Annotated in this window: 20 protein-coding genes; 7 read left to right on the top strand and 13 right to left on the bottom strand. The window is 56.9% G+C overall.

Translation table 11 applies throughout. From position 1 onward, the window contains the following. Positions 1-34 precede the first annotated feature (34 nt). Entirely contained in the window at positions 35-1516 is a 1482-nt protein-coding gene (locus ACVWY8_RS08565; protein WP_457394047.1) for a glycosyltransferase, read from the bottom strand. Positions 1517-1703: 187 nt separating this feature from the next. After that, entirely contained in the window at positions 1704-2165 is a 462-nt protein-coding gene (locus ACVWY8_RS08560) for a YlqD family protein (protein ID WP_011433386.1), read from the bottom strand. A gap of 278 nt (positions 2166-2443) precedes the next feature. Here ACVWY8_RS08560 and hemC point away from each other — a divergent pair, with 278 nt between their 5' ends. Next, positions 2444-3430 (top strand): hydroxymethylbilane synthase, encoded by a 987-nt coding sequence (hemC, locus tag ACVWY8_RS08555; protein ID WP_457394050.1) that lies wholly within the window; start codon positions 2444-2446, stop codon positions 3428-3430. A gap of 1074 nt (positions 3431-4504) precedes the next feature. On the opposite strand, the gene ACVWY8_RS08550 is transcribed toward hemC, so the two are convergent. The 9 genes from ACVWY8_RS08550 to ACVWY8_RS08510 form a co-directional block, all read right to left on the bottom strand. Next, on the bottom strand, positions 4505-5848 hold the full coding sequence (locus tag ACVWY8_RS08550; RefSeq protein ID WP_457394053.1) for a DUF2157 domain-containing protein: 1344 nt from the start codon (positions 5846-5848) through the stop codon (positions 4505-4507). Between the two features lie 165 nt (positions 5849-6013). Further along, positions 6014-6760 (bottom strand): phosphoribosylaminoimidazolesuccinocarboxamide synthase, encoded by a 747-nt coding sequence (purC, locus tag ACVWY8_RS08545; protein WP_414344193.1) that lies wholly within the window; start codon positions 6758-6760, stop codon positions 6014-6016. 10 nt (positions 6761-6770) lie between these two features. Continuing rightward, positions 6771-8330, bottom strand: a complete 1560-nt coding sequence (locus ACVWY8_RS08540; protein ID WP_457394055.1) for a sugar transferase — start codon at positions 8328-8330, stop codon at positions 6771-6773. A 353-nt stretch (positions 8331-8683) separates the two neighbouring features. Next, on the bottom strand, positions 8684-9421 hold the full coding sequence (locus tag ACVWY8_RS08535; protein ID WP_041436582.1) for a class I SAM-dependent methyltransferase: 738 nt from the start codon (positions 9419-9421) through the stop codon (positions 8684-8686). A 77-nt stretch (positions 9422-9498) separates the two neighbouring features. Next, positions 9499-10350 (bottom strand): FAD-dependent thymidylate synthase, encoded by an 852-nt coding sequence (locus tag ACVWY8_RS08530; protein WP_457396999.1) that lies wholly within the window; start codon positions 10348-10350, stop codon positions 9499-9501. Positions 10351-10524: 174 nt separating this feature from the next. Further along, entirely contained in the window at positions 10525-11295 is a 771-nt protein-coding gene (locus tag ACVWY8_RS08525) for a DUF4397 domain-containing protein (RefSeq protein ID WP_457394059.1), read from the bottom strand. A 183-nt stretch (positions 11296-11478) separates the two neighbouring features. Beyond that, a complete protein-coding gene (locus ACVWY8_RS08520) occupies positions 11479-12798 on the bottom strand; it encodes a bifunctional sterol desaturase/short chain dehydrogenase (protein ID WP_457394100.1) in 1320 nt (439 codons plus the stop codon). A 166-nt stretch (positions 12799-12964) separates the two neighbouring features. Then, positions 12965-13489 carry a DUF192 domain-containing protein gene (locus ACVWY8_RS08515; RefSeq protein ID WP_457394061.1) on the bottom strand — a complete coding sequence of 175 codons (525 nt, stop codon included), beginning with the start codon at positions 13487-13489 and terminating at the stop codon, positions 12965-12967. Positions 13490-13561: 72 nt separating this feature from the next. Further along, the gene (locus ACVWY8_RS08510; RefSeq protein ID WP_457394064.1) at positions 13562-13738 is read right to left on the bottom strand and encodes a hypothetical protein; all 177 of its coding nucleotides are present in this window, start codon (positions 13736-13738) and stop codon (positions 13562-13564) included. Between the two features lie 21 nt (positions 13739-13759). On the opposite strand from ACVWY8_RS08510, the gene ACVWY8_RS08505 reads away from it, so the two are divergent. From ACVWY8_RS08505 to ACVWY8_RS08485, 5 genes are all read left to right on the top strand, one after another. Next, positions 13760-15070, top strand: a complete 1311-nt coding sequence (locus ACVWY8_RS08505) for a serpin family protein (RefSeq protein ID WP_457394067.1) — start codon at positions 13760-13762, stop codon at positions 15068-15070. Positions 15071-15190: 120 nt separating this feature from the next. Continuing rightward, a complete protein-coding gene (locus ACVWY8_RS08500; RefSeq protein ID WP_457394103.1) occupies positions 15191-15805 on the top strand; it encodes a Uma2 family endonuclease in 615 nt (204 codons plus the stop codon). Between the two features lie 93 nt (positions 15806-15898). Then, a complete protein-coding gene (locus ACVWY8_RS08495; RefSeq protein WP_457394069.1) occupies positions 15899-16486 on the top strand; it encodes a hypothetical protein in 588 nt (195 codons plus the stop codon). A gap of 181 nt (positions 16487-16667) precedes the next feature. Then, positions 16668-20390: a PAS domain S-box protein gene (locus tag ACVWY8_RS08490; protein ID WP_457394072.1), complete on the top strand. Its 3723-nt coding sequence runs from the start codon at positions 16668-16670 to the stop codon at positions 20388-20390. Positions 20391-20457: 67 nt separating this feature from the next. Next, positions 20458-21030, top strand: a complete 573-nt coding sequence (locus ACVWY8_RS08485) for a Uma2 family endonuclease (protein ID WP_457394073.1) — start codon at positions 20458-20460, stop codon at positions 21028-21030. Here the strand turns inward: ACVWY8_RS08485 and ACVWY8_RS08480 are convergent. Beyond that, entirely contained in the window at positions 21008-22786 is a 1779-nt protein-coding gene (locus ACVWY8_RS08480; protein ID WP_457394076.1) for a flavin reductase, read from the bottom strand. The two genes, ACVWY8_RS08485 and ACVWY8_RS08480, sit on opposite strands and share 23 nt — an antisense overlap. Before the next feature lie 237 nt (positions 22787-23023). On the opposite strand from ACVWY8_RS08480, the gene ACVWY8_RS08475 reads away from it, so the two are divergent. Continuing rightward, entirely contained in the window at positions 23024-23254 is a 231-nt protein-coding gene (locus tag ACVWY8_RS08475; RefSeq protein WP_457385214.1) for a DUF2555 domain-containing protein, read from the top strand. Positions 23255-23289: 35 nt separating this feature from the next. On the opposite strand, the gene ACVWY8_RS08470 is transcribed toward ACVWY8_RS08475, so the two are convergent. Further along, complete coding sequence (locus ACVWY8_RS08470; RefSeq protein ID WP_457397031.1) at positions 23290-23667, bottom strand: hypothetical protein; 378 nt, start codon at positions 23665-23667, stop codon at positions 23290-23292. Positions 23668-23673 lie beyond the last annotated feature (6 nt).

Below are 23673 nucleotides of genomic sequence, written 5' to 3'. Positions count from 1 at the left end.
CTAGGATAGCAGGATTGGATCCAACTTGCTGACCTCAAGCGCCGTGATGAACAGTTTTCACCCACCTTAGGCGCTTGGGCTGTACACACATGCGAGCGGTTGTGGCGATCATAACCGGCAGCCAGTGGAGCATGTAGACCAAGCCCAGGGCGGTGTGCCACCAAAGTCGCCGTCCGCGCAAGCCCTCCACCTGGCGTAGCCCCCGGTAAAAAGCCACCGTCAAGCAGCCCATCACCAGAGCGTTCAAGGGGAGCAGCACCGAGGAGTGGCCCGTCAACAGCACCCAGAGGGTATCGGGAACCAAGGCCATCGGCAGCAAGTACTGAGAAATAAAGAAGGCCCAGAGATCTACTGTTTTGGCCATCCCCATGCGGCGACTGAGGATCCCTGGCCAGTAGTCGAGATAGCGCTGGTAGCCCCCTTCTGCCCAGCGGCAGCGCTGGTGCCAGAGGCTTTTCCAAGAGGTGACCCCTTCTTCGACGATGGCCGGCTCTGGCAGAAAGGCGATATCTACGCCCGCCAGGTGCAGCTTAAAGGTGAGATCCAAGTCGTCGGTGAGGGTGGCCTCGTTCCAGCCGCCGCACTTTTCCAAAACATCTCGCCGCACCAGTTGGCCGTTGCCACGTAGCTCGCCAATACCCCTCACAGCCACGCGCTGCTGCTGGAAGTAAGCATCAGAGGCCATTTCCGCCACCTGCCCCAGAGTCCAGAAGTTGACCTTGGGGTTGCTCAGGGCCTTGCGCACCTGGACAGCGCCTACCGTCCGTCTGCTGAAACGGCTGCGCAGGCTTCCCACTTGAACAAACAAGGGCAGAGTGCGGGCAAGAAAATCCGAAGGCACCACAGCATCGGCATCGCAGACCAGGATGATCTCCCCTTGGGTGAGGGGCAGTACCTCGTTGAGGGCGCCGGACTTACCCCCGCCCCGCCCCGGCTGCCGCCGGTAAACCCGCAGATGGGGGATCCACTTTTGGGCTTCCCGCAGAACGTCAGGGGTGGCATCGCTGCTGTTGTCGTCGATGGCCCACAGCTCCAGATGGCTGGTGGGGTAACGGAGCTGGGTCAAGCTGTGCAACAGCCGTGGGAGCACTGCGCTCTCATTCTTGGCTGGGATCAACACAGCCACACGGGGCAAGGCCAGCCCGCCCAACTCAGAAAGCCCGCTCTGCCCATCCCGTTGCATTGGCAGGACAGAGTCATTGTTGTTAGGGTCATCGCTGTTATCTGTTGACCTGGGATCCCGGCGGGTCGCAGCGGCAGGAGGAAGTCTCAGAGGGGGCAGGGAGGTCGCCGGTTGCAGGCGAAATAAGCGGCTAATGTGGATCACCATGAACGTGGCCAAACCAACGGTGATCCAACGGGCCGTCGGCACCACATGCATCAGGCTGACCAACCCCCACACCATGGCCAGAACCAGCAGAGCCTTGAGACGGCGGCGCTGGGCCGAGGTGAGCAACCAATCGGGAAGATGAAGATCCTCGAGAGGCTCTGGCTCTGACCAGACGAACTCAGACATGGGAATCCTCCCCCGGCCGGCAATGTTACCCAACCTCGCCAGCCTGTGCGAGCGTTAACCCAAAGGCTGTTAAGAGGTTGTTACCTATTGTCACCCATTGTGTTGGCGAAACGGAGTTCTCGAGAACCTACAGGCGAGAAAAATTGGGGATCCCGACTGCCGCTTCTCCGGCAAGGGGGTGAGCGGCCTATGGGTTACCGCGAATCTCTTTGATCACCCCATCTTCCAGAAGGATCTCGACCTGCATTTTCTGGATCAGGTTGTCTCCTTTTTGGACTCGGAAGAAGCTCTCCACATTGCCCTGCAGCACTTCTTGGTTAAGCTCCAGGGTGCTCAGTTGGTTGATCTGCTGCAACAATTGGTTTTTCTGATCCAAGAGGCGGATTTTCTGCTCGTTCACGCGGCTTTTCACCGCTTCCACCTGTTGGAGCACTTGGGGGCTGTTGGGGTTGGGGCTCTGTTTCTCCAGTTCGGCAATAGCCCGCTTGCCCTGAAACTCCAGCTGTTGCATCTGAGCATCGGTGGCTTCGATCTGCCGCTCTAATTGCTCCTGCATTTCCTTTTTCCAAAGGGGTGTGACCACCACCTTAACGGGAATGTTGCGTTTGAGCAGTAATTGAGTGCCGTTGCTGACGTTGTTTTCTTCCATAAGACTCATCCAGGCAGACGACCAACCAAACCAGGGGCTTGTGCCCATTGTAGAAAGCTCCCCTCAAAAGCTCTGGGGTTGGGGAAGAGGAGCTTGACAGACCGGATCCTCCCCCGCCGAGCCGGAGAATCCATCTACTTATCCTACCGGCTGGGATCCCTGCGGTAAAGTCTTGATTTCGGGAAACTGCAATTTTGGTTAAGGATCTTAAAGGCCGCCGCCTTGCCCTGGCACAGATTCGGCTAGCGTGAGAGACAGTGTTCTTTTTTGCGGCAGCCATGAGTGAACGGGCCTCGACCCCTTCCAAGCCCTCTGCTGGGATCACCAAGCCGGTGCGGATCGCCTCTCGAAAAAGCGAGTTGGCTTTGGTGCAGACCCAGTGGGTGATGGGTCAGTTGCAAGAACACCATCCGGGATTACCTCTGGAGCTCAACACCCTCTCCACCCAGGGAGACATCATCCTGGATGTAGCCCTGGCCAAAATTGGAGACAAAGGTCTCTTTACCAAGGAATTGGAGGTTAGCCTGCTCAACGGCAGCAGCGACTTGGCGGTACACAGCCTTAAAGACTTGCCCACCCGCCTGCCGGAGGGCTTGATGTTGGGAGCAATTACGCAGCGGGAGGATCCGTTGGACGCTTTGGTGCTGCGAGAGGAGCTGCGCAGCTACCAACTGGCCACCCTGCCCGAAGGAACAGTGATTGGCACCTCCTCGCTGCGGCGACTGGCCCAACTGCGCCATGCCTTTCCCTACTTGCACTTTAAGGATGTGCGGGGCAACCTCAACACCCGCTTGGCCAAGCTGGAGAGGGGAGAGTACGACGGCCTTATTTTGGCGGTGGCCGGGTTGAAGCGCCTGGGCAAAGCCGACCGGATCCACGAGGTGCTGGATCCCGGCGTGTCTCTGTACGCGGTTGGGCAGGGATCCCTGGGAATCGAGTGTCGGCAGGGAGATGAGCGGATTCTGGAGCTTATCCGACCCTTGGCCGATGCAGAGGCCACAGCCCGCTGCTTGGCAGAGCGAGCTTTCCTGCGGGCTTTGGAAGGAGGGTGTCAAGTGCCCATTGGCGTTCACAGCCAAGTCCAAGGGGAGGCGCTGCACCTAACCGGTATGGTGGCCGACCTGGATGGCCGGCGGCTCATCCGCGATACTCAGACGGGATCCACCGCCGATCCCGAGGCAGTGGGGATGGCTCTTGCAGAAAAGCTAAAACGGCAGGGGGCCGACGAGATTTTGCAAGCCATTTTTGCCCAGGCCCGCCGTTAGGCTTTTCCATCCTTTCTGAGTAAGCTTTGAGGTCTGCAGCCAGGGGGAGTTGAAGAAAAGGGGGGCACGGAAGTCCCCCCTAAGGCAAATTTCACTCAACTTCAAATGGGAAACTCGCATTCACAGCAGCAGTATCTAAGCTCTAGCTTAGCTTCCAAAACCGCCGTATCATCTTGAACTACTAAGGTCACTCGGTTGTTGGCAATCTCTGCCGGCGAGAGGGTTAGAGTTTTGGTGAAGGTTTGGCCAGGCGGAATTGGGGTAGGCGGACTTGAGAAAGTATACAAAAACCCCGCTTGAGTTGAAGTCCCGCCGTTGAATAGGTAGTACCTGTCGTTCCCGGCATTAGGAGCTGTGTTACTTGTTGCCTGCAAGTTATTGCGATAGGTAAACGTAAGGGTGCCTCCCATCCGGCAGCCTATTCTACAAGGGGGGCTCCATTGGAAGGTATGAGCAAAGAGTTTATTGGCTTGGCGCTCTCCCCAGTTGACTGTCCCGAAAGGGCCCTGGAGAGTTGTCCAAATGTTGGGGTGAAGCTCCGATTGCAGGGGGGAAGCAGGGTTTGGCGGAGGAGCGCTGAGGGTTACTGAGCGCAACACCATGGGTCTCGAGCACGGAAGGCCAGGCAGAGGTCTTTGCGAAGGGGGGAAAGGAACCTGGCGGAATAGCTCATCTACAGTTTCTGAGGATTCTGCCGGAGCTATGGGAACTGGGGAGGGTATCGATCTAGGCACAGAAGGCATAGGCTGCCTAGCTGGCTCCGGGGCCTGAGCCACTAAAAGATGATCTTCAGCCAAGGCAACACCCGAAAGAGAACCACTCTCCCAAAGGGGCGTAAGTAGCAAAGCCAAAATGCCCAAACGCAGTCCTACTTTCATTTGTATTCTCCAAATCTTGATAGAGATGCCCACTTCCTTCTCAGCTCAAGCCAAAGCTGAGAATATACTGGCAAAGACGTTGGGGAATACAAGCAGGTTCCTTAAACTTTGTAAATTCTTGTGAATTCCAGCTCAATTCCAGCTTTTTCCTTTGCTTGATCATGTAGCGGGGCTTGGCTTCCTAGAAGGGCAAGAATTAGAGACGGGAGAAAATCCGCCGCTCAAACTTCAGCCCCAGCCAGATCACGCCGATCCCACAGACCACCAGCACCGCCGATTTGGTCATCAGGTTGGTCTGGTACTCGAAAAAGCGGGTCAGCACCACCAAGGTCAGGCCCAATAGCCCCTGCCAGAAGCGGCTCCGCCGCCTCCGCTGCAGCCCTTCCCAGCAGAGCACCACCGACAATCCCACGAGCAAAAGGGTCACGATCCAGGGAGCAAAGAAGGCCAAGGCTACCTTTGCGGTTAGGTTCAAAGGCACAGCGCTGCCGATCCCCAGCAAAAGCGCCAAGGCAACCAGAGAAATCAGAACAGCAGCATCCTTCAGCCAAGACGAAACGGGCTGGGATCTCTTCTCCTGCCAACCCTGCCACCAGCCCCAGCCCGTCAGCAGCAGCAACCCCACTGCCGACAAGCTCGCCCAGGGATCCCCAACGTTCCAGAGGGGATCCTCGGAAAGATCGACCCACGTCCCGACAAAGCTCCAGACATAGAGCAGGACACCCAGCCCCAGCAGAGCCAAGTTCTGGGCTGTCGGGGCCAAATCCAAGCCTTGCTCCAGCCCGCCGGGAAGCTCTGGATCCCTTCCTTCAGTTAAAACCCGGCTTAGCCAAGGCTTATGGCGTTGGTGCCACAGACCCAACCCCCACACAACTGCAACACCAAGCAGATGCAAAAGGGTTAAACCTTGGAAAGAGCTGCCCAAACGCTCGGCTAACCCTTGCAACGCCAGGCCAAAGTTCACCACGGCCAGGGCAAAAACCCAGCGAGAGCAACACCAATAGGCCAGAGGAACCAGCAGGCCCAGGGTCAACCAAGGATAGAGGAAGTTGACAGTCCCCCAATCCACGAAGTCGGCTACCATCCCCAAGCCCAGCAGAAGGCAGGCCAGTACACCACTGGGGCTGTGACGCAAGCCGTAGGCCATGGCCAAACCGCCCATCCCCCAGGCCCAAAACAGGCCTGCCGCGGATCCGCCAAGCTGAACCCACTGCGCCATCAGGCCAATACAGGCTCCCAGGGTCAGTTCACCGGCTATCAGCAGGGCGCTGCCCAGCCGTCGGGATCCCTGCTGCCAAGCCTGGAAGCCCGCCACCTGCAGCCCTACCATGAGGGCCAAGCACCCCCAGGCTCTTGCCCAGCGGGGAATAGCAGCCCAGTTGGCCGCCACAAAGGAGATCACCCCTAGGCCCACCAGAACTGCGCCAAACAGCAGCAGCACCAGGGCAAATCGCCCGCCGGCTGAGCGTTGCAAACTCTCCAGTTGGTAATACTCCCGCAGGCGATCCCGCTGCTCAGGTTCAATCAACCCCTGCTCCACCCAGGCATCCAGCAGGTCGGCCAGTTGGCGGCGGAAACGCTCGCCGGGGTGGGGGGGGGCGGGGAGAGGTCATGGCGGGATCCCGACAAGCGAAAGGAGGCTCGGGCGTTAAAGGAGTGGGATCGCTGAGGCGATTATAGTCCCTCACCCCTGGCTCCTCTCCCTCTAGGAGAGAAGGAATTGGGATCCCACTGCCTGAAGCACCCGCTGCAACACCTCTTGATAGCCAGCCACCGGATCCCCCAGATCAAAGCGAAAGAGATCTTTATCCAGCACCCGCGGCTCAGATCCCCCCCGATCCCAAAGACGGCAGGTATCGGGGCTAATCTCGTCGGCTAGCAGGATCTCTCCCTTCTCGTCCAGGCCAAACTCCAGCTTAAAGTCCACCAACTCTAGGCGGCAGCTTCGCCAGAAAGCCTGCAGATGGTTGTTGATGGCCAAAGCCAGGGATCCCAAGCGCTCCACCTGCTCCGGCGTGGCCAACTGCAATAGGCGGATGTGATCTGGGGTCACCAAGGGATCCCCCAAGGCATCGTTTTTGTAATAGAACTCCACCAGCGGCGGCTCGATGGGAAGGCCCTGCTCCAGGCCCAGCCGTCGGCAGAGGCTACCCGCTGTGCGGTTGCGCACCACCACTTCCAAAGGCAGGATGTGCAAGGCTCGCACCTGCATCTCGGTGGGGCCGGTTTGGGCCAAGAAATGGTTGGGGATCCCTTGCTGCGCCAGGTAGGCAAACACATGGCTGGAGACGGTGCAATTCACCTCTCCCTTGCCGGCGATGGATCCCCGCTTTTGGGCGTTGAAGGCCGTGGCGTCGTCTTTGTATTGGCAAAGATAAACCCTGGGATCGGCAGTGCGGTAGATGCGCTTGGCCTTGCCCTCGTAGAGCAGCTCTTGGGGGGAGAATGGCATACGCTAACCCCTAGTATCCGGCCAGCCGTCCGCGGATCCCTTGCCAGAAGGTGATGGCCAGGATGCGCAGATCCAGCCACAGCGACCAGTTTTGCACGTAATAGAGATCATACTGGGTGCGGCGGGCAATGCTGGTATCTCCCCGCAGGCCGTGGATCTGGGCCCAGCCGGTGAGGCCACTTTTTACCAAATGCCGATCCGGATACTTGGGGATCTCCTGGCTAAACTGCTCGACAAAGTAGGGCCGCTCTGGGCGGGGGCCCACTAGGCTCATTTCCCCTTTCAGGACGTTCCACAGTTGGGGCAGCTCGTCCAGGTTGGTGCGGCGCAAAAAGGCTCCTATCTTGGTTCGGCGCGGATCCCCGGGGCGCGTCCAGCCCGGCTGGCCGGCTGCCTCAGCATCCACTCGCATGGTGCGGAACTTGGCAATCCAAAAGCGACGCCCGTCCAAGCTCACCCGCTCTTGCCAATACAGAATGGGGCCAGGACTGCTGCAGGCTACCAGCAGGGCAATAATCAAAAACAGAGGGCTAAGCAAGATCAGGCCCAGGGAAGCTCCTAGGATGTCTACAGCTCGCTTGAGGAACCGGTTGTGGGCGTAGCGCAAAGGGGGCTGACGCAGAGTTAGCAGCGGGATCCCGTCGAGAGACTGCAGGCTGAAGTTCACCGTTAAAAAACTTAAGATATCCGGCACCAAGCGCACCTGCACCGACAATGTTTGCAAACTGAGCAACAGAGGAGCAGTTGCCAGCTCCGGTTGCCCAAACCACACCTCCTGCACTTCTGGGTGGGCTTGCAGATAGGCAATCAAATGGACCAGATCCAGACGCTCAAGAGCCGACCAGGAAGGCTCAAGCTGACTGCACAAGCAGGAGAGGGTTCCTCGGGATGAGCCGGACAGAGTCCTGTCGGCAGACTCAACCCCGCCAGAGGTAGGGCGGGCGGTGTTTAGTACTGGATATGAATCTTGACAGGGATCCCCATTTTGAGATGGGGGATCTTCCTCAAAAGAGCCTTGCCCCACGCCTGCCCAGGCGACTACCTGAAAGCCCAACTGCGGGGATCGCTGCAATCGCTCCAACACTTCCGCCAACACCGACCAGGATCCCACCCAGATGACCTGCCGCCGACCGTAGCCCCTAGAGCACAACCAGCCCATGCCCAGCCGCAACCCCACCCGTACCAAAGTCAAACTCAGCAGAGCCAACAAGCCGGCGTAGCCCACCACCAGCCGCGACAAAGAGACCGAGCGAACGAAAAAGGCCCCTGCCAGCACCAAACCAAACGTCAATCCCAACCCCACCAGCAAACTGGCCCATTCTTCAAAGCGAGACAAGCGCTTCGACTCACCGTATCCGCCTAAGCCCGCCTGAATGCCCCAATAACTGAGGGCGGTCAACAATCCCAAGGCCGCGTAGACATCCCAAGGCAAGAGCTGATGAGGACGCAAGCTGCGCAGCCAGTAGCCCGCCCCAAAGGCCAACCAAATACAAAGGCCATCGCCAAAACAGGCCAAGGGCACCCACAAACGATGCAGATCCAGACGAGTTTTATAGCCGCGTTCGGCCAAGGGTTATCTCCTTCGGCATCAAGACTGTTGACAATCTTACAGAAAAGATTGTGCATCTGAGGCTATTGGACAAGATCAGTGTTGACCAAAACTTGAATGGGTAGCCCTCACCAGATAATTCTATTGACGGCCCTTCCCAGCTTCAAAGGACTTCATGCTGCTGACACAAAATAAGTTCTTTAAGTAATTGGGATCCTCATCATGCAAGAGATAAAAATCCCTGTTGAGTGGGTTAAGTACCGTCGGAAAAGGCTGTTGTAGAAACTACCAGAATTGCAGACATTGGATGTCGAAACATGAGAGTTTAAGCAATGATCAAAGTGCAGTCTGAGAACAGCAATGATGACAGGATACTACGATTTCGTTGCCGGGCCGGCTACTGCCAGCAGAGATACACCAAAGGGCAGAGAAAACTTAGGTATCAGATAGGCTTCTGCAGCAAAAATACCCGTCAGCAGTCGATTGAGCCAAAGCGGCGGCATTTTCAGATCTTGGCTTTCCCTCAGGCGAAGCACTTTCTGCATTATGCGGATCCCTGAAATGATTGGGAAAAGAAAACTGTTGAAGAAAACAAGGGTATAAACTTCTAGACCTGAGCTTTTAAGCAACGACAAAAGTTGCCCGCGGGTATATCGTCTCTTGTGATGATTAAGCTCATCATGTAAACTCCACAGCCACGGATAAGCCGGAACAGTTACAACTAAGTAGCCAGATGGGGTTAACCTTTGACTGAGGGCTAGGAGAGCTTCTTTGTCATTCTCCAGATGCTCCAGCACATCCAGCAAAGCAATCAAATCAAATCGTTGAGAACCAAAGGGGATCCGGTTTGGCAACTCCCCCTCTGCCACGATCCCAATACCGCGAGCTTGGGCCAGCGGCAGTGCAATTTCACTCTTTTCCATAGCCCAAACTTTGCCAAATCTGGACAACATCTCCAGGTTGCCGCCGCTACCACAGCCAGCTTCCAAAATATAAGCAGAGGGGGGAAGCGACAGGGATCCAATAACCCGACTCAGAATGTGACGGCGACCCAAAAACCACCAATGCCGGTCTTCCAAGCCTGCCATTTGCTCATAAGCTTCGGGATCCATACCCGTAACCCAACAAAAGATCAAAAACAGGATTAGCCGCAGAAGGGGTTAGCAGAGCATATCTATCTAAACTAAGTTTAGGGGGATAATCGAGCCTTTCCCCAGCGATGCTTACGATACCAGGCCGCCACGTGGGGACACCACGCTTCAAAGTGGGGCCAAATCAGTTCACACAGATGTTGAATTTCTCGTTGAGCATCTTCTTTGGCTCGTAAATCCAAAAAATGCATTAGACTACGGCAATTGAAAGAGACCACGAAGTGTTGTCGGATCCCGTAGCCAATGATGTTGCGAGCATCTTCATAGGGCAATCCGCACTCTTCTACCAGGCGATAATAAGCAATGGCCTGGCTGCGATATTGCGCAAGAATGATATCCAAAGCTGCGGGGGAGATGGGCTTGCAGCCCTGGCGGGTTTTGGCTTTGCCCTCCTTGACGCTGGCAGGAACGTAAAACAAAGTTTCCAGCTCTTGCAAAGACAAGGAGGACTCCGTCCCGCCACTGTGCTCCGCATCGCTGACGCAACCGTAGCCGGTCTCGCCAACAGGAGCAGCAGTCTCGGTTGTGCTCCGCACCGCTGACGCGAACAAGAGCTTTTTGCCCAAATCGGCAATTTGCTGGCCTGTATATCGGAAGGATTGAACATCAAAAGAAATTCCCACCCGATGAGTACGGGCCTGTTGCATGACGGCGTGGGGAAAATAGCCCACCCCAAAGGTGATCTGAGGATGCTCTAGAGGCCCATAGTGGCCACGGTTGCCCTCCAGCAAATGCCGCACCACGGCCTCTCCATACTTTTCCGGGATCCGGCTTTCTGAGGTGACAAAATCAGGGCTGTAATCCTGGTGCATGGCCTGGTAGATGACCCGTTCTGGATCTGGGGTTTGATTCAGCACCACAACTTGAAACAAAGCATCCACAGGCTGCATCCCCTAGTGCTTCGCACCGCATGTTAGGATTTTGAGATCCTTGTAAGATCATATTGGCAGCGGAGAACGCCAACGGCATTGGCCTGCTCCACCACAGAGCATATTCCCTATCTGCCCCCACCCTGAGGTATTCCTTAACTCAGTGTAAGGAGAAGAGAGACCGAAACACCTTGGCTATAGGAGCCTGCGAGCTCGAGTTTCCTCTGCCAGCACCAGGCTTAGGGCCGGATTGCTGCGCAACAATCCCGCTACATAGAGGGTATAGACTTTCCCCGCCTCCAGCTGCAGGTCAAACCGCTGCAGGGGAATGCTCCGGCTGGGAGCCGACTGCACACCTGGCGCGGAGGCTGAAGGGGCTATGGCCACTTGAATTTGGGTAAAGCCGGGGCGCATAGCTTGAAAGGTGGATACTTGTCCAAACGCCAACTGGGGCAGCAGTACCCGCCCTTGCTCCCCTTGCCATTGCAGGGCCGGCGCATCAGGGGCAGCGTGGACAAACCGCACCAGGGCTTGATCAAAGGGCGGATGGATGTTGTCTTCCAGCACCAGGGCCGTCATGCGATTCGGCTCGTTGGCAGCAACCACCGAGAATACTCCCCCGCCCCTGAGATTGGCTACGGTTCTGGCCGCAACCAAAGAACTCGCAGGCTGGCCAGGGTTCTCAGGCGTTGAAAACAAAACAATGTCGTACTCGCCCGCCGGTATGCGCACGTACTCGCTCACCGAGCCATAGGCTATGCCCCGAGCAGCTCTCACCCCTCCCACTTCCAAGTCGATCCGAGGGGCATTGGGGGCCACATGCACCAAGCGCACCTGCACTTCAGAAACCCCTGCAGATGCCGAAGGCATCGGGATGGCACAACCGGACAACAGCCCCGGCATCAACGACCCACCCACCACGCAGAGCACTGCGCCCACCCACCGTCGCACCATGTTCACGCTCACTCCTACTCCTCACACCCAACGCTCATCAGGGATCGAACTGCTGTATTTCTGCAAACCCAAGGAGGGCACTCTCGCTCCCCAAAAGTTCCCATTGGCACGCCAAGGAACCTGCTCTTGTCTTACTCCACTTTTGCGCCCAATGCCATAGAGCTATGGGACGGGTTGGGATCTCGTTCCTTTTAACTAAACCAAAGGCAAATCACCGGACTTGGCCCCACCTGCAGGATCTGGGTTGGGGGCAGGGATCCCTGTCTGTTCGCGCTCGCGGGACGGAGTCCTTGGAGACCGACGGCTAAACAAGCGGAAATAGGTGCTCACAGCCAGCTCTTTGAGCGGGAAAAGCAAGTAGGTCAGGGGGTTGATGGTGACGATGATGTTGCGGCAGTCTCGCTTGGCCTGGGCCAAGATCTGAGCGGCCACCCAATCTCCCGACATAACCCCAATGGGATTGAGCTGGCTCTTGAAGGGGCCGAGGATGAGCTTGCGCACCACACAGGGGGCATCCAGACGGCGCAGAGTAACCAGATCGCCTAGGGCCCGCTTGGAGAGCTCGTAGAGGGGACTGAAAGCAGGGCTAGCCTCAGCCTCTGAGGTGTTCACCCACACCTCTTTGGTGGCCATCTCAGGGTTGCCGCGCACCGTCTGGAAGAACAGCTCCATTAGGCGCCAACTGGAGAAGGTATTGACGGCGTAAGACTGGCGAATGGCCTCGGGATCCCGATCCCCATGAACATTGAAGCCGTGGTTGAGCACCAAGATATCCACCCGCTCCAGCAGCTCAGCCAGGGATCCCTCTTGCCCCACCTGCCAGCGAACGGTCTCCACCGGCTGGATCTGGCCGTCCACTTCGATGTGAACCGAATCCGAATGGGAGCTGAGGGCGATGACTTTGGCCCCCTGCTGGTGAAAATGCTTGAGCAAGGCCCGGCCCAGGGTGCCGGAGGCGCCGGTGACGGCTACTCGCTTGCCTTTCAAGGAGAGACTGGTGCCCATGAGCCGATCTACGAGAGTCAGGGTGCCGCAAAAATAGGCGTTGGTATCGTCGAAGTGGTGCCGCCAGTGGTAGGCGCGGTTGACATGCCATTGGCTGGGAGGAACGGGGAAAGGCCCCGGCTGGTGGGTGATATCCGTCTGCAGGGCCAGCCCCCAACCCCGCAGCATACCAGCCACCCAGAAACTGGCCGAGTAGACCACCCCCACCGCTGCCGCCAGGCCGTACAGCCAGGATCCCTGGCCCAACACCACCACCCAAGGGATCCCGGCCAGGATCATCGTCGCCGCTTCGGGAACGTCGTGGTGCCACTGGGATTCTCGGTACAGCTGTGCATCCACCACGCTAAGGTCGGGGCGGAACAGGCGGTGGTGCAGGATGTGTTTGGGCATCAGCCAGGGCCACCGGTGGGCCAGCCAATGGCGCACATCCCGCACGATCTCAGCCCAAAGGATGGAGGCTAGGGCGACAGCCCCCACCCCTATCCAATGACTCGCGCTGCCGACATCCATAGGCTCGCTCGCAGTAGCCAAACCAATCCTGAGCTCGCGGTCGCCTCTTTTATGGACTCAGTTGGCGACTCTCAAAAATCATCGCAAAAATTCTTCAAAAGATCATCTTCGAGCCTGTCTTCCCTCACCCCCGGCCCCTCTCCCTCAGGGAGAGGGGAGGTAGAAATCAAGGGGCTACGGGCTGAAGCTCTCGGATCTCGACCGGATCTCCAACGGCCAAACCCAAAGCAGCAGCCGTCCCGCCGCGGAACTCCAGCACACCGTCCACCAACTGGGAAGGAGGCGGCCCATAGGTGGGGCAGGGTCGGGCGGGGCAGCCGGGCACATCGGCGGCAATGTACACCACCTTGCCTTGGTGAAGGAAAATGATGTCCAGGTTAATCAGAGTGTTGAACATCCAAAAAGAAGCTGGCTGGGGCGGATCAAAGGGAAACCACATGCCCCGATCCGGCGGCAAGTCGGTGCGAAACATCAGGCCCAAGCGCTGCTGCTCAGGCGTGCGGGCCACCTCTAACTCAAAGCGTTGGCCGGCAAGGGTGACTTCCGCTTCAACCGGCAGTTGCTGGGGCTGCCCTATGGCTGGGGGGGATGGAGAGATGGCTTCGGTTACCTGAGTTTGTGAGGCGGGAGATCTCTCCGTGGCAGCAGTACACCCCAAGCCGGATCCCAGGAGCAGTAGAGCCAGGCCCAAGGCGACTCTGCACCCTTTTGGAACGTGTATCGTGAACAGAACCATGTGGCGCTCTCCTGTGCAGGCTTCATCCTATCGCGCCGGACGCTGCTGCCGCGACTTGGCCAACCGGATGCAGAAAGTTCCCCCCTGGGAGGGCCTTGCCAATTCTTGCTTGCCGGAAGCTGCCTGTGCTTTTCCCCCTTGAGCGCAGCCGGAATGGCGGCCCTGGGCAAGGGAAGTCCACAACCGACCCGATAGCATAGCCATAGACTCTGCCAGGAGAGCCCTATGAAAGACCTGTTTAATCGATCCTTGGTGAGCCGGATCCCTCTTCTGGCTCTGCTGGGTTTACTGAGCCTGGGCCTCTGGCCCACTCACGGGATGGGATCCCGTTCACAGGAAACCCCGGTGCGGATTCCCTTTGAGCCAACGGTGACCTATGGGGAAGGGTATGGGGAAAAGACCGTGGCCCAACAAGCCCAAAGCCGCTTTGCGCTGAAACTGTTTGATCACCTGCTCCGTCAGCAGCCCCAAGAGAACCTCTTTTTCTCCCCCTTGAGCATCCGCCTGGCCCTGAGCATGCTCTACAACGGCGCCTCTGGGGAGACCCAAACGGCAATGGCCGAGGTGCTGGAGGCACAGGACCTTTCCCTCAATGAGTTGAACTGGAGCAATGCCCAAATGGTGGGCTGGCTGGCGGAGGGATCCCCGGCAGGAGGGCCAGTCCAGGTGCAAATGGCCAACGGCCTCTGGGTGGATCAAACCCTCACCTTACAGCCCCAGTTTTTGCAGGCTTTAGCCACCTACTACCAAGCGGTGGTGAATCGGGTGAATTTGGGATCCCGGCAAACGGTGAACCAGATCAACGGCTGGGTGGCCGAGCGCACCCAGGGCAAGATCAACCGCATTGTGGATCGCCTCAGCCGCGAGGATTTGATGGTTTTGCTCAATGCCATCTACTTCAAAGGCGAGTGGACTCAGCCCTTCGATCCGGAGCGCACCCAAATTCAGCCCTTTACTCGGTTGGATGGCCGCCGCGTCCGAGTACCCATGATGGTTCAATCAGGTCGTTACGACTACCTGGAAACCGAGCAGTTGCAGGTGGTGAGCCTGCCCTACGGGGAAGGAGAACTGGAAATGCTGATCCTGCTGCCCAAGAAGGGAGTGAAGCTGGAGTCGCTGCGGGCAGAGCTGAGCCCGGAAACTTGGCAAGAATGGACGGGATCCCTGCGCCCCCGTGCAGGTTCGGTGCGGATCCCGAGATTTGAATTGGCTTATGAAACGGATCTCACTTCCGTTCTGCAGCAGTTGGGCCTGGGGATTGCCTTTTCCAACCGAGCCGACTTCAGCCAGATGACCCCAGAGCCAGCGCGGATCAGCAAAGTCCTGCACAAAGCAGCAATTGAAGTGAACGAAGAGGGATCCGAGGCGGCAGCCGCTACTGGGGTGATCGTCTCCCGGACTGCTGTCGACCGGCAAGAGCCATTTCAATTTGTGGCAGATCGGCCCTTCTGGTTTGCCATTGTGGCCTCCGGATCCGGCGGCAACCCAGCGGCCCAAACCGTGTTGTTCATGGGATCCCTGGTGGATCCTAAATAAGGGGATCCCTCAGGGCAGCTTGCTGACTTCTTACCGGGCGTGCAGATCGCTCTTCAGGATGTGTTGACCCCAGACCGGCTCCCTTGGTTGGTTTAGCCGTTTTTCATTGCGGAGGTCATGATGGTCGAGGTTTTGGAAAGAGAAAAATTGGCTGAGGCACCTGCTGATAGTTCTCCGGCAGCTTCTCGAAAAATTTGGACTGACGAAGAGTTTATGGCTTTACCGGAGGATGGCAATCGCTATGAGGTTGTGAATGGAGAACTGGTTACTGTGGGCTCGGCAGGTGCAAAGCATGGGTACTACGTAAGTTTGATTCATATCATTCTGGGCTCCTACGTTCGCAGTCAAAGGATTGGATTTACCTTCGATTCCGATACTTCCTTCAAAATGAAATCCGGTAATCGCCGCTCTCCGGATTGTTCTTTTTTTTCCAAAGAACGACTGCAATCTCTGGGCGGGATCCCAAGGGGTTATATTGAGGGATCCCCAGACTTGGCTGTAGAAGTTCTCTCGGATGCCAACACCATTGGAGAGATCCACGACAAGGTTGTTGAGTATTTCGAGAATGGATCCCGGCTGGTCTGGATCATTCATCCTGAAGAGAAATACGTTCTGGTCTATCGCCGGCCTGAGCCTGAAGCATTGAAGAAACCCGGCGACATCCTGGAAGGTGGAGAGGTGATCCCTGGATTTGCGCTGGATTTATCAGAGTTTTTTGCCGAGCCGGAGTTGTAGTTTTTCACCAACGCAATGTACGGATAAGATGCCTTCAGCGCCTAGGGAAAAGCAACCCCTGTTAAGCTAGCCTAAGCAGTGGGATCCCATTTCATGGCATTGGTTTATCCGCAGGTTCTGGAGCGCAATCCCAAACGGCTGCGCATTGCCCTACAACGGTTCACTTCCCAGCAACTGGCTTGGCGGGCGGCAGCAGGCTTGGTGCTGCTGATTGTGGGATCCCAACTGTGGGCTCGTTCGCCGCTGTTGGGTTTGGTGGCTGTGGGGATGGGCCTGTGGGCTGGGATCCCTTGGGGGTTGGGGCAGATCCTGAATCTAGATTGCCAAAGCCAACGGGTGACCTTGACCCGGCTGGGTGGCCCTTGGGGCTTTTGGCGGCAGCAGGTGTTTTCCTATCCCTTGGCTCAGTTGCAAGGAGTGCGGCTGCATCGAGTGGGTCAGGAAGTTTTGGATAACCAAGCTCAAGAGAGTTTTCAGGTCCAAAGCCAAGTGCGGCTGCAGTTTCACAGCGATCCTTCTAAACCGGAGCTGAACGAGGAGGTCATCGCCTGCTTTAGCAGCCAAGTCGGCATCAAAGGGGACGAACCAGAAGCTTTCGTGCTCTCTCAGCGGCTGGTGCGCTGGATTCAGAACTATCTATCCGAACACTCAGGAAACCTAAGAAACAACTCTTCACCCTGAAAGCCCCCTTTTCGAGGATACTGCCCCACCGTTCCAGTAGACTCAAACTTTGCTCTCCTTTTCGGGGAGAGGGGGAATTGTTGGCACAGTGCTTGATCCTGGGCTAGAAATACTACCGAAAAGCAGTGTACTCCAGTGTACTCCTTGACACTTTCTAAACTTAACTTAATCGACAACCTTCATGAGCGCCTCCTGGGATCTGGTCAACCTGCTTACCTTACTCAACTGGAACACTCTGCCCGGATGGCTTTGGCTGCTCCTTTGGGGATCCTCACTGGCCGTGGTGATGTACTGGCAAAGGCGCTGGCTGCAGCGGGATCAGGTGGGTTTTCCCGATGTCATCATGCTGGCGCGTGCAGATACGACGGTGGTGGAATGTAACGAAGCTTGCCAGAAAATCTTGGGGGATTGGCGGGGCAGGCGCTGGATCGACGTGCTGCTGGCAGAAGAGCAGGAGCAGGCGCAGCAAAAGATAGCCCACCTTACCCCTCAGCAGCCCACCTTTACCCGGATTAGCAGAGTGGCGGATGCAGCGGGGCAGGTGCGGTGGTTTGAGTGGATCAACCAAGGCATTTTTGACCGGCGGGGCCGCTTGCAGTTCATTCGCGGGGTGGGCCGAGACATTACCGAGAAGAAACAGTTGGAAGAAAACCTGCGGCTGCGGGAGGCCCAACTGCGCACCTTGTTGGATGCCCTGCCATTGGCGGTGTGGGCCAGGGATCCCCAGGGAGTGCTAATTTTGCAAAATGCCACTGACCGCGCCTGGTTTGGCGATCTGCTGGGTACTTCTCTGGAGGAGGCAGCTCGAGAATATCCTCACTGGCTGGAGTACACCTCTCAAGTTCTATCCGACGTAGAGCGGCAAGGGTTTTGCCAATTCGAAGGTAAGGAAATGATTCAAGGTCAGGAGCGCTATACTTATCGCCTGGCCGTAAAGCTTCAGGATCAGTCTAAAGGTTTGGGACTTCTCGGCATTGTCCTAGATATCACCGAACAAAAGCGCCTGCAACGAGAGCTAACAGATCAACAAGAACGCTTTCGCGCCTTTATCAACAACAGCCACGACATCTTGCACCGGGTTGATGCCCAGGGCCGGCTGTATTGCCTTAATCCCCCGGTGGCGGAGAAGATTCTAGGTCTTACCCCCCAGCCAGGAGAGCCTCAACCCCTGGAGCTGGTTCATCCCGAAGACCGCGAGGCCATCGCGTCTGCCTACGAGCAACTCCTGTCCCAGCCCGGCCAGACTCTCTGCTTTGTCTATCGGATGCAACATGCCGACGGCCATTGGGTGTGGCTGGAGAGCCTCTGCACCAATCTCTTGGATGATCCTTTGGTTCAGGGGATGGTTGCCAGCACCCGCGACATTACCCAACAAAAGCAGGTGGAACTGGCCCTGCGAGAGAGCGAGGCCCGCTTTCGGGAAATTGCAGAGGCTGTACCGGTGACTTTCTTCCTACAGTCGGCAGACTTTAGCCGCGCTCTTTACAAAAGTCCTCGTTGTGAACAGATTTTCGGATATACACCAGAGGAGCTTTATCGCCAGCCGGATCTGTGGAAGGAAAGGATCCACCCAGAGGATCTGCCAAGAGTGATGGAAACCCTGTCTCTTGCCACCCAAGGCAAAATGTCAGTTACCTATCGGATTTTCCACCCAGATGGCAGGCTGCGCTGGTTGCGTACCTCTTGTTACCCTGTCTTGAACGAGCAGCAGGAAGTCGTTCACATCGCAGGCATTACCGAAGATATTACGGAGCAGAAAGAAGCAGAGCTGGCTCTACAAGAAAGTGAAGCCCGGCTTAGGGCCATTCTGGACGGGATCCCTTTTCCCATCTTTCTCAAAGATTTGGAGGGGCGCTACTTACAGGTAAACACTGCCTATTTGCAGCAAGGGTGTAACCAGGAAGAGATCCTCGGCAAAACCGATGCCGAACTCTTTCCGCCAGAAGATGCCCTCAAGTTTCGAGAGCAAGATCAAAGGGCTATCCAGTCCCCTGATCCGATTAGCTGTGAGAGTGTCGTTTCTCGTAACGGTCGAGAAATATCGAGGTGGGTCACCAAATTTGCCCTGCGGGATCAGCAAGGGGATCCCTATGCCGTTTGCGGTGTTGTTGTGGACATCACCCCCCTCAAAGAAGCTCAAGAAGTGCTTCGGCAAGAGGCAGAGCGGGAGCGACTGTTGGGGGCCTTATTGCGGCGGATCCGCCAAGCTTTGGACTTGCAAACCCTCTTGGAAACAACGGTTGCGGAAGTGCGAGAGTTTCTCCAGGTAGATCGGGTGATGATCTATCAGTTGCAGGAAGGTGTAGGGGGGTTTGTAGCTGCTGAGTCGGTGGCGGATCCCTGGCCCAGCCACCTGGGCCGCTACGTGTGGGATGAGTATTTCCAAAGGGATCCGTGCTATCGCAAGTACCAAGAGGGCTTTGTCCAGGCAGTGGGGGATGTAGCAATAGCCGATTTGGATCCTTGCTATCGGGAGTTGCTGGAGTCTTTCCAAGCCCAAGCCAACTTGGTGATCCCAATTCGGCGGGGAGAGGATCTCTGGGGCCTTCTGGTGGCACAGCACTGCCAATCCAGCCGCCCTTGGCAAGAGTGGGAAATCCGGCTTTTACAAGAGCTGAGCGATCAATTAGCCATCGCGTTGCAACAGGCCCAGTTATATGAACAACTGCAAGCCCTCAATCAAACCTTGGAAGAAAAGGTTCGGCAACGCACCTCTGAGTTGCAGCGATCCCTGCAATTTGAGGCCCTGCTGAAACGCATCACTGACCGGGTGCGCGACTCTCTGGATGAAGCTGAAATTCTCAACACCGCTCTGCGCGAGCTGGGAGAAAACCTAAATGCAGATGGCTGCGATATTGGCCTTTACAACGCCGATCTCACCCTTTCCGCCATCAGCTACGAGTATTGTCCTCGCTTGGGGTCGGCCTTGCATACTTGTATTCCCTTTGCCCAATATCCAGATCTCTACGCCCAGTTGTTGCGAGGAGAGCCCTGCATATTTTGTTTACTTCCTGACGACCCCCGCCAAGGATCAGTCTTGGTCTGCCCTCTGCGGGATGGGGAGCAAGTCTTGGGGGATCTGTGGGTTTTTCGCAGCAGCGAGGAAAGTTTTGATGAGCAGGAAATGAATCTCGTAGCTCAAGTGGCCAATCAATGTGCTATCGGCCTAAGGCAGGCGCGCCTATTCCGAGCTGCCCAAGAGCAGGTGCAAGCCCTGGAGCGCCTTAACCGCCTCAAAGATGACTTTATCAGCACCGTCAGCCACGAGTTGCGCACTCCTCTAGCCAGCATGAAAATGGCCCTGAAAATGTTGCAGATGGCTCCCACTGGGGAGAAACGAGCTCAATACTTAGCCATTGCAGAGCGAGAATGCCAGCGGGAAATCGAGCTCATCAACGACCTGTTGGATCTGCAGCGGTTGCAGTCCGGGACCTACGCTCTAAGTGTGCAAACCCTCACCTGGCGGGAGCTGCTAGGGGATCTGTTAGCCATTGCCGAAGAGCAGGCCCGCGCCAAAGGGCAAACCTTTCAAGCCAGTGTCCCTCTGGAGAGCACCCTCACGACGGATCCCTTGCTGTTGGGACGCATCCTGCGGGAGCTCCTGCACAACGCGGTGAAATACACCCCCGGCCAGGGATCCATCCGCCTAGAAGTCAGGGTTGAGGCCAACCGAACTCGCATCCAAGTCAGGAATAGCCAAGAGATCCCGGCTGAGGAACTCACCCGCATTTTCGATCGTTTTTACCGGATCCCCAGCCATGATCCTTGGAAAGAAGGGGGCACCGGTCTGGGCTTGGCTTTGGTGAAACAAATGGTGGATCAACTGAGGGGATCCATTGAGGTCAACAGCTCTGCTGGTTGGACGACTTTTACGCTACATCTACCCGAATTGCCGCAATTTTAATTCCACTTCTTCCCCTCGCTTTGGGATACATTACTGGCAGGGATCCGGGGGGGCTTTGCCTAAACCTATGACAACTCGCCTAGATTTGGCTCTCACTCTTGAAGACTTCCTCAAGTTGCCTCACATAGAAGAGTCTCCGGCATGGGAGTACGTGGATGGAGTTGCCATTCAAAAACCGCTGCCCAAAGTCCGCCATTCCATTTTGCAAAAACGCCTCGTGGCTGAGGTTGACGGCAGCACCACCGACTATACTGCCCTGCCCGAACTGCGTTGCACTTTTTCCGGTCGTTCCATTGTTCCCGATATTGCTGTAATTGCGTGGGATCGAACTCGCCTAAGTGAAACAGGCGAGCCAGAGGATGACTTCACCGCAGCACCCGACTGGATTATCGAAATTCTTTCGCCGGGTCAAAGGGTAAGCCGTGTAATCGATAATATCCTGCATTGTCTAAAGCACGGCAGCAAATTAGGGTGGATGGTGGATTTAGACGATTACTCTGTTTTGATATTTGCCCCTCAACAAGAGCCGGAAATTTGCCGAGCAGATCGTCAGCTCAAGGTGATCGATGGGATCCAGTTAGCATTGACTCCACAACAAATCTTTGTTCTCCAATACACTACCCCCGCCGCATGGCCGTAACCCCCGTGGGATCCAGCACCTTGCCCCGTTCCACCTCGGCATAGACCAGGTAGCGATCCCCGCAGTCCATCCAAGTTTTCACACGGCACTCCAGGTAAGCTAAGGCATCCAACAAAATGGGGCAGCCATTTTCGGCAGTGGCCGTGGCCAAGCCGGCAAACCGATCTTCTCCAGGGCGCTGGGGCCGCTGAAAGTGCCGCTGCAAGTTGCTGCCCTTGCCTTCCCGCAAGATGTTGAGCACAAAGGGTGCCTGGGGATAGGTCAGCAGTTCGGCTTCTTGGTCCTTGCTCACCGATAGAGTTAGCCCCGGCGGATTGAAGCTGGCCTGGGCCACCGACCAGGTGAGAAAGCCACGGCGGGTCTCTCCTTGCAGGGCGGTGACTACACACAGGGATCCCACCACCCGGCTCAGGGCTTGCCCAACCCGATCCGCCTGAGTTTCGCTGCTGGTTTGGCGAGGGGCGCGGGCTCGTTTGGCTTTGCGCAGGGCCTGAGCAAACTGGGATCCCGCCTCTTGACAGGCTTCCAGGATTTCAGGGGTGGGCTTAAACTTGGCGCGGATCGTCTCAAACCCCAAGGAAAAGCCGGCATTGAGCAACTTACTCTCGATGAGATCCACCGCTTCTCCGCTCCAGCCGTAGGAGCCGAAAACCCCGGCTAACCGGGTGGTGGGAACTGAAGAAAGGATGATGCCAAGGGCGGTTTGGATCTGCACAGGAGGATGGCCGGCCAAGGTCGGGGATCCGATAACAAAACCTTGGCAGCGCTCCAGAGCCTGGGCGATCTCCTCCGGAGTGGCCCATTCGCAGTTGATCCGCTCCACCTTAACGCCGGCTCGCTCCAACCCTTGGGCTATGGCCATGGCCATCAAACCTGTATTCCCGTAAGCAGAAGTGTACAGAAGAGCTACCCGCTGCTCGCCGGGATCCTCCTCGCACCAAGTGTGGTAGTCCAACCGCAACCGCCGCAGGCTGTGGCGCACCAAGGGGCCGTGGGCAGGGGCATAGATTTGGGCGGGAAATTCTTCCAACTTGGCCAGGGCTGCCTTCACCTGGGGCAATTGGTTGCGGTGCAAGCAGTCGAAGTAGTAGCGACGGTCTTCGCTGAGCTGCCGCCAATGCTCGTCAAACACCTGCTCATCGCACACATGGGCACCGAACAACTTATCGGTGTAGAGGATCCCGGTGGCCGGATCGTAGGCACAGAGGGCATCTGGGTGGCGGGGCGTGGGCACGGTGCGAAAGTGCAACTCATGCCCTTCCCCCAGATCCAGGCGATCCCCATCTCGGATGACCCGCAAACGGAAAGACTGGTCGCCATTGTAGAAAATGCCCAGATCGGCGGCTTCCTCTTCGTCGCGACTGCGGGGCAAGGGATCCATCTCTTCAAAGGCAGCCCGCAGCGTAATGGATCCCGGCTTGGAGCAGAGCACCATCGCGTAGGGAGCCAGAGGCAATAGGGCCTTGAGAGTGGCAATGCGGTTAAAGTTGACGTGGCTGAGCAAAATAAAGTCCAACCGCTGCAGGTACTGGTGTTGGGCCAGCTCTTCTAAAAAGATGCTGGTGAACGATTCCCCCGGAGGATCGATGAGGAGGGTTTGGCGGGCCTGGATGAGGTAGCTATTGGCAGTGGTGCCCCGTTGCCGGGCGTATTCCAGCTCAAACTTCAGGCGATCCCAGGTGCGGGAGCGGAGAACCAGCGTGGACGGGCCGATAAGGGCAACTTGGACATCGCGGGCGGGGATCTTGCTCTCCATAGCAGCCTCCGATGCGGTATCTGTCCTCACCTTGCCACGAAACTGGAGGAATGGGGATCCCTTTTCAGAGTTTCGGGAGAACAGGGGTTGGCTTACCCAAAAGTTGGGTCTGAGGCCCCGTCCTCACAACTGCGCAAGAAGCAAGCGATTGAGGTGGGGAGTGTGTCAAGTTTTTTCAAAGTCGGCCGGGCAAAAAGGAAGAGGCTAAGATCGGCTTGTAGCGTGTTCAGGCTGCCTATGTCTGCCCGATCCAAGTCCAAAGTGGAAGCCCCTACCAAGGGGATGGATCCCCGCCAGTTTACCGAAGCTGAGGTGGCGGCAATTGCAGAGCGGTTGGAGCGCAATGAGTATCCGACCGTCTTTGGCTGCTTGGAAGACTGGCATGCCCTTCGAGCCATCGCCTTTTACGCCCCCGACTTGGTGGCCCCTTATGCACATCTGTTGGAGTGGGAAGTGGATGAAGATTAGGGCTGTCCTTGCAGTTCTTAAAGGGATCCCAGTGCTCAGGGCAACGAGGGGGGAGGATTTCCGTCAGAGCCTTGCCGGCGAATCAGATAGCGCACTTCTTCAAGGAGAACGTTGAACCTCTGATCCGTTTCCGCCTGCCGTTGGTTGATGGCCTGAATGGCGCGTTCGTGCTCTCGTTGTAGGGCGGTGAGGGTAACCAGAGCTTGAGTCACTTCCTCTGCCCACTCGGCAAGGTGAGCTAAGTCAGAGCGGGTCTCGCTGACAACTTGCTGTAGCTCTCGCAAGCTTTGAGCCTGAGCAGCAGCTTGTTCAGCAAATTCGGCACGGCTTTCTTGGATGGACTGACGCAGCTCCTCGATTTCCCGCAGACGGGCGGCGTTCTCCTCGGCAGACTGGGTGCGGCTTTCTTGGATGGACTG

The sequence above is a fragment of the Thermostichus sp. OS-CIW-32 genome, from assembly GCF_054060415.1.
Note: the sequence above shows the minus strand (reverse complement) of the source record. Positions and strands in the feature narration are given on the sequence as shown.

What these genes read in the sequence shown, in the direction of transcription:
- ACVWY8_RS08565 (WP_457394047.1), bottom strand. Translation starts at nt 1,516, where the DNA reads ATGTCTGAGTTCGTCTGGTCAGAGCCAGAGCCTCTCGAGGATCTTCAT.
- ACVWY8_RS08560 (WP_011433386.1), bottom strand. Translation starts at nt 2,165, where the DNA reads ATGGAAGAAAACAACGTCAGCAACGGCACTCAATTACTGCTCAAACGC.
- hemC (WP_457394050.1), top strand. Translation starts at nt 2,444, where the DNA reads ATGAGTGAACGGGCCTCGACCCCTTCCAAGCCCTCTGCTGGGATCACC.
- purC (WP_414344193.1), bottom strand. Translation starts at nt 6,760, where the DNA reads ATGCCATTCTCCCCCCAAGAGCTGCTCTACGAGGGCAAGGCCAAGCGC.
- ACVWY8_RS08535 (WP_041436582.1), bottom strand. Translation starts at nt 9,421, where the DNA reads ATGGATCCCGAAGCTTATGAGCAAATGGCAGGCTTGGAAGACCGGCAT.
- ACVWY8_RS08530 (WP_457396999.1), bottom strand. Translation starts at nt 10,350, where the DNA reads ATGCAGCCTGTGGATGCTTTGTTTCAAGTTGTGGTGCTGAATCAAACC.
- ACVWY8_RS08520 (WP_457394100.1), bottom strand. Translation starts at nt 12,798, where the DNA reads ATGGATGTCGGCAGCGCGAGTCATTGGATAGGGGTGGGGGCTGTCGCC.
- ACVWY8_RS08510 (WP_457394064.1), bottom strand. Translation starts at nt 13,738, where the DNA reads ATGGCTATGCTATCGGGTCGGTTGTGGACTTCCCTTGCCCAGGGCCGC.
- ACVWY8_RS08505 (WP_457394067.1), top strand. Translation starts at nt 13,760, where the DNA reads ATGAAAGACCTGTTTAATCGATCCTTGGTGAGCCGGATCCCTCTTCTG.
- ACVWY8_RS08500 (WP_457394103.1), top strand. Translation starts at nt 15,191, where the DNA reads ATGGTCGAGGTTTTGGAAAGAGAAAAATTGGCTGAGGCACCTGCTGAT.
- ACVWY8_RS08495 (WP_457394069.1), top strand. Translation starts at nt 15,899, where the DNA reads ATGGCATTGGTTTATCCGCAGGTTCTGGAGCGCAATCCCAAACGGCTG.
- ACVWY8_RS08490 (WP_457394072.1), top strand. Translation starts at nt 16,668, where the DNA reads ATGAGCGCCTCCTGGGATCTGGTCAACCTGCTTACCTTACTCAACTGG.
- ACVWY8_RS08485 (WP_457394073.1), top strand. Translation starts at nt 20,458, where the DNA reads ATGACAACTCGCCTAGATTTGGCTCTCACTCTTGAAGACTTCCTCAAG.
- ACVWY8_RS08480 (WP_457394076.1), bottom strand. Translation starts at nt 22,786, where the DNA reads ATGGAGAGCAAGATCCCCGCCCGCGATGTCCAAGTTGCCCTTATCGGC.
- ACVWY8_RS08475 (WP_457385214.1), top strand. Translation starts at nt 23,024, where the DNA reads ATGTCTGCCCGATCCAAGTCCAAAGTGGAAGCCCCTACCAAGGGGATG.